Source organism: Polynucleobacter sp. MWH-S4W17, from assembly GCF_018687535.1.
In the GTDB taxonomy this organism is placed as follows: domain Bacteria; phylum Pseudomonadota; class Gammaproteobacteria; order Burkholderiales; family Burkholderiaceae; genus Polynucleobacter.
This window is the reverse complement of the sequence record NZ_CP061295.1, coordinates 1,853,881-1,866,325: the sequence shown is the minus strand read 5'-3', so window position 1 is coordinate 1,866,325 and position 12,445 is coordinate 1,853,881. Positions and strand designations below refer to the sequence as shown.

Genomic DNA, 12,445 nt, shown 5'->3' with positions numbered 1-12,445 from the left:
ATTACTAATGGAGGTTAAATGACTTTGGCTGCAAATAAATCATGTAGATTTAATGCGCCTAATAAATGGCCTTGGTTATCTGTTACCACTAAATGATTGATGCGATGTTTCTCCATCATCTCGATCGCTTCTTCAGCAAGTAACTCTGCTGGAATGGTGCGAGGATCGGCAGTGGTTGCACTCTCGAGTTTGATGCCGCTCAGGTCAGTAGTTTTTTCTAGAAGGCGACGCAAGTCGCCATCAGTCAATATGCCAAATACTTTTTTGTTGGCATCTAGGATTACCACCATACCCATACGCTTTGAGGTCATCTCTAACAAGGCATCTTGTAGTGATGCATCAATGGAGATTTTTGGTGTGTCTGCAAGGCTGCGCATTACTTCACTGACATGCATCAATTGCTTACGACCTAGTCTGCCGCCGGGATGTGAGCGAATAAAGTCTTCAGCTTCAAAGCCGCGTGCATCTAGTAAGGCGACAGCAAGTGCATCGCCCATGGCTAGTGCTGCAGTAGTGCTGGTAGTGGGCGCTAGATTTAAAGGGCAAGCCTCTTTTTCAACACTGGTATCTAAATGCGCGTCTGCCAATTTGGCAAGGGAGGAATTTGGAGCGCCAGTGAGGGCAATGAGTTTTGCGCCAGTGCGTTTCACGATTGGCACGATAGTCAAAAGCTCATCGGTCTCGCCGGAATTAGAAAGTGCGACAAAAACATCATCTCTAGTAACCATGCCTAAGTCACCATGGCTGGCTTCAGCGGGGTGAACAAAAAATGCAGGGGAGCCTGTGGAAGCAAAAGTAGCGGCAATTTTGCGAGCAATATGGCCCGATTTGCCGATTCCAGAAACGACGATTCTGCCTTTGCAGTCATGTAAAAGTTCAACCGCCAGGACGAGGGCATCAGCATTGGCGCCCTCAAGGCGATCACGCATAGTTTGCAGTGCAGCAGCCTCAATAGTGAGGGTGTCGCGCGCAAGCTTTAGTGTACGTTCACGAGTCTTAGCTATCATCGAGTAAGTATATGCCGTCAGTCCTTCAATTAACCCTCATTCTCCTGGCCTCGGGTGTGGCCGGAGTGGTTATTTTCCGCTATTTTGGCTTACCCCCCATTTTGGGCTATTTGGCCATTGGCGTGCTGATTGGGCCTAATGCCTTGGGCTTGGCGAATGATTCAGCCACAGTGAAGTATTTGGCTGAATTTGGCGTGGTTTTCTTGATGTTCTCGATTGGTTTGGAATTTAACCTGCATAAATTAAGGGCAATGCGATCGATCGTATTTGGTCTTGGTGGCAGCCAAGTCATTTTGACAATGCTTTTAGCAATCCCCGCCAGTTTGCTAATGAATTGGATTTATCCCATCTCATGGCATGCTGCGATCGCTTTGGGTGGTGCGCTGGCAATGTCATCCACCGCAATTGTGACCAAATTGATTTCTGATCGCGCTGAATTAGAGACAGAGCATGGTCGCAATGTCGTGGGTATTTTGTTATTCCAGGATTTGGCCGTGGTCTTCCTGTTGATCTTATTGCCATCACTTGGAAAAAATCCATCGGATTTATTTGTTGCGCTCACTGCGGCCTCAATCAAAATTACCGTTGCTTTGGTGTTAATTTTCTTTATTGGCCAAAGCTTGATGAGTCATTGGTTTAAGTTGGTTGCTAAGTTGCGCTCACAAGAGTTGTTCATGCTCAATCTGTTGTTGATTGTTTTGGGTATGGCAGCGCTTACTGAGCACTTTGGCTTGTCGCTGGCGCTTGGTGCGTTCTTGGCTGGCATGTTGATTTCTGAAACGCCTTATCGCCATCAAGTGGAAGAGGATATCAAGCCGTTTCGCGATGTTTTACTCGGCCTCTTCTTTGTGACGATTGGCATGTTGCTGGATTTCAACGTGATTCGTGAGCAGTGGTTGTTGGTTTTGGTTTTACTGGTTGGTCCGCTCATCTTCAAGTTTGCTCTTATTGCTTTGTTATCACGGGGCTTTGGCTCTAGTCCTGGAATCTCGATTAGAACCGGACTGTGCTTAGCTCAGGCGGGTGAATTCGGCTTTGTGTTGTTGAATCAAATTGATGGCTTAGATTTAATTGATCCCATTTTGAGCCAAGCAGTATTGGCAGCGATGCTGATCTCCATGTTCTGTGCGCCGTTCCTCATTGAATATAGCGATCGCATTGCGATGCGTTTCTCCAGTAACGAATGGTTGTTGCAATCGCTTGCATTAACTCGTGTCGCCTCTAAAAGTGTTCGTAATGAAAACCACGTGGTCATTTGTGGTTTTGGTCGCTCAGGCCAAAGTTTGGCGCGCATGCTTGATCAAGAAAAAATTCCATACATTGCCTTGGATTTAGATCCTGATCGCGTTAAAGAAGCTGCGGCTGCTGGCGACAATGTAGTTTATGGCGATGCAAGTCGTGAAAACTATTTAGTAGCCGCAGGTCTTGCAAGAGCAAAAGCAGTTGTCATTACTTATGCCGATACAGCAGCAAGTATGCGAGTGTTGCGTCAGGTAGAGCGCTTACGTCCTGGTATGACGGTATTGGTGCGCACTAGAGATGATGCGGATATCGCCAAGTTGCAGGCTGCGGGTGCTACCGAAGTGGTACCCGAGTTAATTGAGGGTAGCTTAATGATTGCCTCCCATGTTCTATTGATCATGGGTGTGCCAATGCGTAAGGTAGTGCGACGCATCACAACAGCAAGGGAAGAGCGTTATAGTTTGTTGAGGGGCTACTTCCGCGGCTCTGCGGACGATGACTTTGGCTCCAATGAATCTTGGCGTTTACATGCCATTACCCTGTTACCCAATTCAAAAGCGATTAGTAAAACTTTAGGCGAGCTTGATCTGGAGAAAGAGGGCGTCAATATTCAGGCAGTGCGTCGCAAAGGTCGAAACGCAGATTATGTGAAGTTGGATCCTACTCCCGATCTCAAGCTTGAGGCTAATGACATTTTGGTGATCTCAGGCAATTCAGAGGCAACCGATTTGGCTGAAGCTAAATTACTCTGAGATCAATCTAATAGCGCTGCGCACTATTATTGCTTTACTTACTTTTCTTTTTACCGGCTACAGGAGTAGGCGCTTTACGAGTTAGCAATGGCGCTAAGTAGTGACCTGTAAAACTCAATTCATTTTTAGCTACGTCTTCTGGTGTCCCGGTGGCAATGATTTGCCCGCCACCGGCGCCGCCCTTAGGCCCTAAGTCAATAATCCAATCCGCAGTCTTAATCACATCAAGGTTGTGCTCAATGATGACAATCGTGTTGCCTTGCTTCTTCAGTGTTTGAATCACAGTTAGCAATAATTGAATATCGTGGAAATGCAAACCAGTAGTTGGCTCGTCCAAAATATATAAGGTTCTGCCGGTGTCACGCTTGGAGAGTTCAAGAGAAAGTTTTACGCGTTGTGCTTCACCGCCAGATAAGGTGGTTGCGCTTTGTCCAAGCTTCACGTAGCCCAGACCTACGTCTAGCAATGTTTTGAGTTTGCGCTTAACAACGGGCACCGCTTCAAAAAACTCATGGGCCTGTTCGATAGTCATCGAGAGCACTTCATGAATATTCTTGCTCTTGTAGCGAATATCTAAAGTTTCACGGTTGTAACGCTTTCCATGACAAACATCGCAGGGAACATACACGTCAGGCAAGAAGTGCATCTCTACTTTAAGAACGCCATCGCCTTCACAAGAATCACAGCGCCCACCTTTAACGTTAAAGGAGAAGCGACCCGCTTCATAGCCCCGTTCACGTGATGCAGGAACGCCTGCGAAGAGTTCTCTAATTGGGGTAAATAGTCCCGTGTAGGTGGCGGGGTTGGAGCGCGGAGTTCTACCAATAGGAGATTGGTCAACGCTAATGACTTTATCAAAATGTTCTAAACCCTTAATTGCATCGTGCGCCGCAGGCTCTGCATTAGAACCATAGAGGTGCTGAGCAACTGCATGATGCAAGGTGTCGTTAATTAAGGTGGATTTACCAGAGCCTGATACACCAGTAACGCAAGTTAACAAGCCAACGGGAATTTTTGCATGAACAGATTGCAAGTTATTGCCGCGCGCACCAATGATTTCTAAAAAGCGATCATTTACCGGAATCCGTTTTTCTGGAACCGCGATTGCTTCACGGCCGGCAAGGTAAGCACCAGTTAAGGAATTTGGGTTGGCTTCAACTTCTGCTGGCGTGCCTTGAGCGACCACTTCGCCACCATGAACACCAGCACCAGGACCGATATCAATAACCCAGTCAGAGGCGCGAATCATATCCTCATCATGTTCAACGACTAAAACGCTATTACCTAAATCTCGCAGGTGCTTCAGGGTGCCAATCAGGCGATCGTTATCGCGTTGATGCAGGCCAATTGAAGGTTCGTCCAATACATACATCACCCCCGTTAAGCCAGAGCCAATCTGGCTTGCTAGGCGAATACGTTGGGCTTCACCGCCAGAAAGAGTGTCGGCACTACGCTCGAGTGAAAGGTAGTCTAGGCCTACATCATTTAAGAAGCGTAGACGTGCGCCAATCTCTTTAACAATCTTGTCAGCGATTTCTCGTTTGGCACCCTTGAGCTCAAGGGTCTCGAAATATTCTTTTGCTTCTTTTAGTGGTAGGGCGCTGATCTCGTATATCGCACGAGATTGTTTCTTCTCACCCACTTTGACAAAGCGAGCTTCTTTGCGTAAACGGCTGCCATTACATTCAGGACAAGTTTGAACATTTTGATAGCGCGATAGTTCTTCACGAACTGTCATGGAATCGGTTTCGCGATAGCGTCTTTCAAAGTTGGCAACAATGCCTTCGAAGGCATGTTCACGAATGCTGTTCTTGCCACGCTCGTTGATGTATTCGAAAGGAATAGTGACATCGCCAGAGCCCAAGAGAATCAGATCTTGCTGCTTTTTGTTCAGCGTCTCAAATGGCTTCTCCACATCAAAGCCGCCATGCTTAGCTAGGGTTTGAAGTAGTTTGAAGTAGAACTGATTGCGGCGATCCCACCCCTTAATGGCACCAGAGGCGAGTGACAAATCAGGATGCGCAACGATGCGCTTTGGGTCAAAGAAAGACTGGTGACCCAGGCCATCACAGGAAGGGCAGGCGCCCATCGGGTTATTAAAAGAGAAGAGACGCGGCTCTAATTCTTGTAAAGAGTATGAGCAAACTGGGCAAGCAAACTTGCTGGAGAAAATCATCTCTTTGCCAGTATCCATATCGACGATCATGGCTTTGCCATCCGCCAAACGTAGGGCTGTCTCAAAAGATTCTGCCAAACGTTGCTGAATATCGGGACGTACCTTGATGCGGTCAACCACTACTTCAATCGAATGCTTATCATTCTTTTTGAGCGCTGGTAATTGATCCACTTCAAAAATCTCGGCTTTTGCTACGTTTGCTGTACCACCACCAGAGCGCACACGAAAGCGCACAAAGCCTTGTGCCTGCAGGTCTTGAAAGAGGTCAACGAATTCACCTTTGCGTTCGCTCACTACTGGAGCCAAAATCATCAACTTCGTATCTTCAGGCATTGAGAGTACGGTATCGACCATTTGAGAAACGCTTTGTGCTTCTAAAGGTAGATCGTGGTCTGGACAATGGGGCGTGCCTGCGCGGGCAAATAACAAACGCAAGTAATCATGAATTTCAGTAACGGTACCCACGGTGGAGCGAGGGTTATGGCTGGTGGCTTTTTGTTCAATCGAAATCGCTGGTGAAAGCCCTTCAATCGTATCGACATCTGGCTTTTCCATGAGTTGCAAAAACTGGCGGGCATAAGCTGAGAGAGATTCCACGTAGCGGCGTTGACCTTCTGCATACAGCGTGTCAAAAGCCAATGAGCTTTTGCCTGAGCCAGATAAGCCAGTAAGGACGACGAGTTTCTCTCTAGGGATGTCTAGATTGATGTTTTTGAGGTTGTGGGTGCGGGCACCGCGGATCTTGATTTCGTTATTCATGATTTTTTAGCGTAACTTGTTAATATAGCTCTTTCCCATGAATCCTTCTGAACTTCGCTCCACTCTGGCCTTAGCAGGCATATTTGGCCTCCGTATGCTGGGCCTATTCTTGCTACTGCCCATCTTTAGCCTCCATGCGCGTGGCTTGCCGGGTGGTGAGCACGCACTTTGGGTCGGCTTGACTCTCGGAATCTTTAATATTGTTCAGGCCTGTTTTTACATCCCTTTAGGCCGTTTATCGGACCGAATTGGGCGTAAACCCGTTGTTTTATGGGGTCTATCCCTGTTTGTGGCTGGAGCTTTAATTTGTGCCGCCAAAGATGATTTGCTTTGGATTGCGATTGGCCGCGGGATTATGGGGGCTGGGGCCGTCTCAGCGGCGATTTCTGCATGGGTAGCGGATTTGACTCGCGAGCAGGTTCGCACTCGAGCTATGGCATTGGTAGGTGGCAGTATTGCCCTCTCGTTTGCTTTGTCTTTAGTGATTGCCGCCCCGATTTATCGAGCGATTAGTCTGAGCGGAATTTTTATCGTTCTGGCAGTGTTGGGTGTGATTGCGATGTTTGTGACTTATTACGTTTTGCCAACGAGTAAGCCTGAAGCGAAAGTGCAACAAGCTTCATTGAAAGAAGTTTTCTTTCGTCCGGACTTGATGCGCTTGAATCTCGGTGTATTTGTATTACATGCAACTCAAGTTGCGATGTTCTTGGTGGTTCCTAGACTCTTGGTGCAGGCGGGATTGCCACTTTCTTCACACTGGGAAATTTATCTTCCTGTAGTACTACTGTCATTTGTCTTCATGGCACCCGCCATTATCTATGGTGAAAAGAAGCAGAAGTTAAGAACCATTTTGTTAGTTGCGATTGTTTTATTGCTGGTTGCAGAATTGATTTTTACGCAAGCCAATTCAGTCATGACGATTGCAATTGCGCTACTAGTGTATTTTGTAGGCTTCAATCTACTCGAGGCCTTACAACCTTCTTTGGTGTCTCGTTTTGCTAAAGAATCCAAGGGCACTGCATTAGGTGTTTACAACACTACGCAATCCATTGGCTTGTTTTCAGGGGCGGTCATTGGGGGTTATTTGATGGATAGCCACGGTGATTTATCGGTCTTTGCCATGGGTGCAGCACTCCTCGTTTGCTGGCTTATAATTGCTTGGTCGATGGGTGAAATGCCAACGAGAGCATCAGGTTCCAAGGATGTAAGCACAACGACATAACCGCAGCTTCATTGATTATATTAAAGCGAGCAGTTTATTTTTTAGCAGTAATAACAGTAGTATTTTTCTTCGGGAGACAACATGGCTTCGGTAAATAAGGTCATCATCGTAGGTAACGTAGGACGTGATCCAGAGACGCGTTATATGCCAAGTGGCGACGCAGTTACAAACATCTCAGTAGCAACATCTGATCGCTACAAAGACAAACAAACTAACGAAATGAAAGAAACCACAGAATGGCACCGTGTTGCATTCTTTGGCAAGCTTGCAGAAATCGCTGGTCAGTACCTCAAAAAAGGTTCGCAGGTTTATGTTGAAGGTCGTTTGCGCACACGCAAATGGACTGACGCTAGTGGCCAAGAAAAGTATTCCACAGAGATCGTTGCAGAAACAATGCAAATGCTTGGTGGCAAGCCAGTAGGTGGAAGTGGTGATGGTGGCGAGAGCTATAGCCGCTCAAAGCCGGCTGAGCAGTCTGCCCCAGCAGCATCAAACGCTGCATCATTAGGCGCAATGGACGACGATATTCCGTTTTAATAACTTCGGAATGCCTAGTAAGTAGTTTTTACTAAAAACCAGGAAAACCCCAATTAGTTATTGGGGTTTTCTTTTATGTGATCGGGATTCTTGGGTGTATGTAAATCTGACATTCACTATTGACCTTAAAATGCCCATATGAATATCAGAGGAATAAGGCAGTTAGTCTTTTTACTATGCGCGGTAGTGCTTGCGGCCATCATACCTAGCTTGTCTTATGGTGCACCCTTCTTCTTTCCGGATATGAACCCTTCCTTTGTTAAAGGAGACTCTCCCGAATGGTTGCAAGAAGGACGGGGCAATGACGGCTACCTAACAATTACTTCTGAAGTGATTCCAGTTAATACATGCACGCAGATGGCTAGTCGTAGTTTCTGGGGATCGGATAAAACTCAGCTTGTTCTATCGGTTGTTACCTATGGGTTTAAGAGCAAGCTTGATAAAGTAGACATTCCAATTGGGACTTTTGATGGCAGGGATAGCGGCTCTGAGTGCTCTTCTCTGAGCACTACACCATTGCAGATAGTGCCAATCACCAGTCTTGGTGCTTACTCAGTATTTAATCCAGGAAATCTATCTTTGGTCCTGAATGTCAGAAGCTCGAATGATTCAAATCAAGACTTTGTAGGTTCTGCAAAATTACTTCTTGGCGCCGCAGCAATGGTTGCCACAGGTGGATCAGCAGCGGCGATTGGGGGTATTTCAGCAACCATTGGTAATTCAGTGATGAGCGATACCCAGAAGAAAGCCAATAGCCTTTTGCAGGGAATGATTGATGCAAAAGTGCCCGTGACATTTAGCTGGTCAGAGTTGCGTCGAGGAATTAGCGCAGTGCAAATCCCTGTATATAAGGTTGATCAAAGCGTAAGTAGTCTGACGGATAAACAAATTCAGCAACTACAAAAAGATCCTAAAGCAGATAAGCAATTAATGTTCACAGTAAAGTTAGAAGTTCAATACTTTAGAAGTATCTTCTATCCAACAGTGGCAAACATTGAGGATTTGGCTAGCCGTGAAAACCTGTCTTCAGACTATATTTTAAATTTCCAGGTGCCTGGTTCTAGTCAAAACTTTATGCAACTCTTAAATAGTTCAGCGCCAAGTCTTTTGCAGCAAGTGACAAAAGTGGAGGGGGCCGATCTCACTCGCGCCTGCTCCATTGCCTTATCGAAATTGAAGTCAGCAGGTCTTGATGACGTTGACAGTGCAATTGTGATGAAGTCATTTATTGATGAGGCAAAAGGCTATGTAGGCTGGTACTTGAACCCAGCTTTAGTAAATAGCTGCTTTTCTCAGGCCCCAAGTATTCATACAAATCTGGAAAAGATATATGGCAAGCCCGCACAAGTAAGCATCCAGACTACGACGCCTTAAGTTTTGACTTATTGACGTGCGTGTCGAATATTTTCTGGCCAAGGGGAGTTGTAGTCAGTACGGAATGGATTGATATCTAAACCGCCGCGTCTTGTGTAGCGCGCATAGACAGAAAGTTTCTCTGGTTTGCACTGATGCTTGATATCAGTAAAGATGGTTTCCACGCAATGCTCGTGGAACTCACCCAACTGCCTAAAGCCAATGAGGTAGCGTAATAAACCCTCTTCCAAAATTGGACGTCCTTGATAACGAATCTGTACGCTCGCCCAGTCTGGCTGGCCAGTAACGGGACAGTTGGATTTCAATAGATGCGAAACCAAGCATTGTTCAATAGGGCCAAAGGATTCATTAACACCCAGTAGGCTTGGGTCTGCTGGTAGGTTTGGATCAATCTCAATATCGAGCCGATCCATCAAAATGCCACCCATTTCTCGCATTCCCTTTTTAGAGACCACTTCTGTTGGGTTAATGCGGGTGGTGATCTTGCTGCCAGCAACTGCAGATAAATCTGTAATGAGGCGCTCTTTAACTTCATTCTCATCTTCAAAGCGTGCGCTGTTAAGGCTGTTGAGATAAAGCTTGAAAGATTTAGACTCAATCATGTTCGGTGAGTCTGCAGGAATCTGAAACTCCGCCAAAGCAATCTGCGGTTTACCTTTTTGATTAAGCCAGCTCAGCTCAAAGGCGTTCCATAGATCAACACCAACAAAGGGTAGGGCTTGATCTTCTTTAAGGCCCAACTTCTTTCTGTTCTCAGATCTGGGGATGGGAAACAGCACACTCGGATCATATTGATCTGGGTATTGCGTTGATTGTCCGAGGGGTAAGGTTGCCATTACAGTATTTCACTTACTTCTTAGGTTTATTTGATACGCCAGATACCACGTGGCCCGTTGGTGCTACAGACGCAGCTGACTGGCAGTGACCGGTTTGATCATCAAAGAAAAAGTCTGGTTCGAATTCTCGCAAAAACTCGCTCTTCGAGAGGCCGCCTAAGAACATTGCTTCATCTACATCAATACCCCAAGCCATCAGTGTGCGAATGGCTCGTTCATGGGCGGGTGCAGAGCGTGCTGTAACTAATGCGGTACGAATGCGCATACCGTTTTCACTAGTGGAGCGTTGCAGTCTATGTAAGGCCTCTAGTAAGGGCTTGAATGGGCCGGGAGGCAAGGGAATATCGACCTTCTTGCTTTCGTGGTCAACAAAGGCTTCAAGACCTTTTTTTTGGAAGACTTGTTCGGCTTCATCAGAAAAAAGGACGGCGTCTCCGTCAAATGCAATACGGATTTCATTAGGATGAGACTCAGCGGTTTTGCTGGACTCTGGATACACACGAGCGGCAGGAAAGCCTGCATCAATCGTTGCTCGCACATCATCTTCATTTGCAGACAAGAAGAGATTGGCATGTAGAGAGCGCAAATAATGATACGGAGGTCTACCTCTGGTAAATACGCCACGCTCAAGATGGAGGCCATGATGTTCGGCAGAGCGGAATACACGCAGACCACTGACTGGATCGTTGCGAGAAAGAATGACTACTTCGACACGTTGCTCACCTTCATCATTAAAAGCGAGGAGTTTCTTGACCAAGGGGAATGCCACCCCTTTTTGAGCGGCCTCACTGAGGCGCTCTAACTGCAACTTCATATAAGCGCTGTCATCGGTCGATTCGAAGATGCGATTTTCTTCTTCGAAATCAAACAGGGCGCGCGAAGAGATCGCGACGACGAGTTTTCCAGTGAGTGTGTATGACATTTGAGATTGGGCTTATTTCAGGAATAGGCGATAGGCAGGGTTATTGGTTTCATCCCAATGTGGATAGCCTAAGGTTGCCAAGAAACTCTGAAATTTCTTCTGCTCATTCTTAGGCACCTGAATACCAATCAGAATGCGGCCATAGTCAGCTCCATGATTGCGATAGTGGAACAAGCTGATATTCCAGTTAGGAGCCATGCTGGTTAAAAACTTCATCAAAGCGCCTGGTCGCTCTGGGAACTCAAAGCGATAGAGCAATTCATCTTTAGCCAGCGCTGAGTGCCCTCCAACCATATGGCGTAAATGTGATTTTGCTAGCTCATCATGCGTGAGATCAATGGTTGCAAACTTGGCTTTTCGGAAATGCTTTGCAATCGCTTCGCTATCACCGGATTTTTGTGTGCTGATACCAACAAAAATATGGGCTTCACTTTGATCGCCAATACGATAGTTAAATTCGGTGACGTTACGTTTGCCGAGTAATTCGCAGAAGCGTTTAAAGGAGCCACGTTCTTCCGGAATAGTGACTGCAAACACGGCTTCGCGGAACTCACCAACATCTGCTCTCTCAGCCACAAAGCGGAGACGGCTAAAGTTCATGTTGGCACCGCAAGCCACAGCCACTAAGGTTTTCTTCTTGATGCGCTTTTTCTCGACATACCTCTTCATGCCTGCAATAGCGAGTGCGCCAGCGGGCTCAAGAATACTGCGGGTGTCAGTAAACACATCATTAATAGCTGCACAGATTTCATCTGTATCGACAGTGACAATCTCGTCTACTACTTTCTTGCAGATACGGAATGTTTCTTTGCCAACCAATTTCACAGCAGTGCCATCAGAGAACAAACCGACGTCTTTCATCTCAATACGTTTATTTGCTTTGAGTGACTGATTCATAGCATCTGAGTCAGAAGCTTGAACGCCGATGACTTTTGTTTTAGGGCTAACAGCTTTGATGTATTCGCCAATGCCGGAAATCAAACCACCACCACCAATAGCTACAAATATTGCATCGATGGGTTTTTCGTATTGGGTAAAAATTTCGTGGGCAATCGTTCCTTGACCTGCGATGACATCGGGATCATCAAAAGGGTGGACAAAAGTTAAGCCTCGTTTTTTGCCGAGAATCTCAGAATGTTTAAAGGCATCGCTATAGGATTCACCATGAAGGATGATTTCCACCCAGGATCCGCCTCTGGCCTTGACTGCGTCAATTTTGACGCTAGGGGTCGTAACCGGCATCACGATGACGGCTTTGCACTTCATTTTGGCTGCCGATAGGGCTACACCCTGAGCATGATTGCCTGCGGAAGCTGTAATAACCCCGCGTTTTAAGGCTTCTGGGGGTAAATGGGCCATTTTGTTGTAGGCGCCACGGAGTTTGAAGGAGAAAACCGGCTGGTTATCTTCTCTTTTGAGTAAGACCTGGTTGCCCAAACGCTTAGTCAGTTCTGGGGCGAGCTGAAGTTCGGTTTCTCTGGCTACGTCATAGACGCGAGCCGATAAAATTTTCTTTAAATAGTTCGTTGCCATCCGATGAGCGTACCACGGATGGCTCCTAAGCCCTTAGATTTGCAAGGGTTTATCCCTTTGGGGAGCAACTTTCTCGGAATCCTGC

General features: G+C 46.6%; 9 protein-coding genes. 4 read left to right on the top strand and 5 right to left on the bottom strand.

What is annotated here, in order from left to right:
• Window positions 1-14: 14 nt before the first annotated feature.
• Window positions 15-1,007, bottom strand: a complete 993-nt coding sequence (locus C2755_RS09290) for an SIS domain-containing protein (protein WP_215321066.1) — start codon at window positions 1,005-1,007, stop codon at window positions 15-17.
• A gap of 11 nt (window positions 1,008-1,018) precedes the next feature.
• On the opposite strand from C2755_RS09290, the gene C2755_RS09285 reads away from it, so the two are divergent.
• A complete protein-coding gene (locus C2755_RS09285) occupies window positions 1,019-3,001 on the top strand; it encodes a monovalent cation:proton antiporter family protein (protein ID WP_215321065.1) in 1,983 nt (660 codons plus the stop codon).
• A 34-nt stretch (window positions 3,002-3,035) separates the two neighbouring features.
• Here C2755_RS09285 and uvrA read toward each other — a convergent pair whose 3' ends face one another.
• Window positions 3,036-5,936, bottom strand: coding sequence for an excinuclease ABC subunit UvrA (gene uvrA, locus C2755_RS09280; protein ID WP_215321064.1), 2,901 nt, complete (start codon window positions 5,934-5,936; stop codon window positions 3,036-3,038).
• Between the two features lie 37 nt (window positions 5,937-5,973).
• On the opposite strand from uvrA, the gene C2755_RS09275 reads away from it, so the two are divergent.
• From C2755_RS09275 to C2755_RS09265, 3 genes are all read left to right on the top strand, one after another.
• The gene (locus C2755_RS09275) at window positions 5,974-7,158 is read left to right on the top strand and encodes an MFS transporter (RefSeq protein ID WP_215321063.1); all 1,185 of its coding nucleotides are present in this window, start codon (window positions 5,974-5,976) and stop codon (window positions 7,156-7,158) included.
• 81 nt (window positions 7,159-7,239) lie between these two features.
• Entirely contained in the window at window positions 7,240-7,695 is a 456-nt protein-coding gene (gene ssb / locus C2755_RS09270; protein ID WP_215321062.1) for a single-stranded DNA-binding protein, read from the top strand.
• A gap of 138 nt (window positions 7,696-7,833) precedes the next feature.
• Window positions 7,834-9,069, top strand: a complete 1,236-nt coding sequence (locus tag C2755_RS09265) for a hypothetical protein (RefSeq protein ID WP_215321061.1) — start codon at window positions 7,834-7,836, stop codon at window positions 9,067-9,069.
• A gap of 8 nt (window positions 9,070-9,077) precedes the next feature.
• Here C2755_RS09265 and queF read toward each other — a convergent pair whose 3' ends face one another.
• Genes queF through ilvA form a run of 3 tightly spaced genes read right to left on the bottom strand, consistent with a single transcriptional unit; the run spans window position 9,078 to window position 12,360 of the window.
• The gene (gene queF, locus C2755_RS09260; protein ID WP_215321060.1) at window positions 9,078-9,905 is read right to left on the bottom strand and encodes an NADPH-dependent 7-cyano-7-deazaguanine reductase QueF; all 828 of its coding nucleotides are present in this window, start codon (window positions 9,903-9,905) and stop codon (window positions 9,078-9,080) included.
• 13 nt (window positions 9,906-9,918) lie between these two features.
• Complete coding sequence (locus C2755_RS09255) at window positions 9,919-10,827, bottom strand: 5'-nucleotidase (RefSeq protein WP_072582710.1); 909 nt, start codon at window positions 10,825-10,827, stop codon at window positions 9,919-9,921.
• A 12-nt stretch (window positions 10,828-10,839) separates the two neighbouring features.
• Complete coding sequence (gene ilvA / locus C2755_RS09250) at window positions 10,840-12,360, bottom strand: threonine ammonia-lyase, biosynthetic (protein WP_215321059.1); 1,521 nt, start codon at window positions 12,358-12,360, stop codon at window positions 10,840-10,842.
• Window positions 12,361-12,445 lie beyond the last annotated feature (85 nt).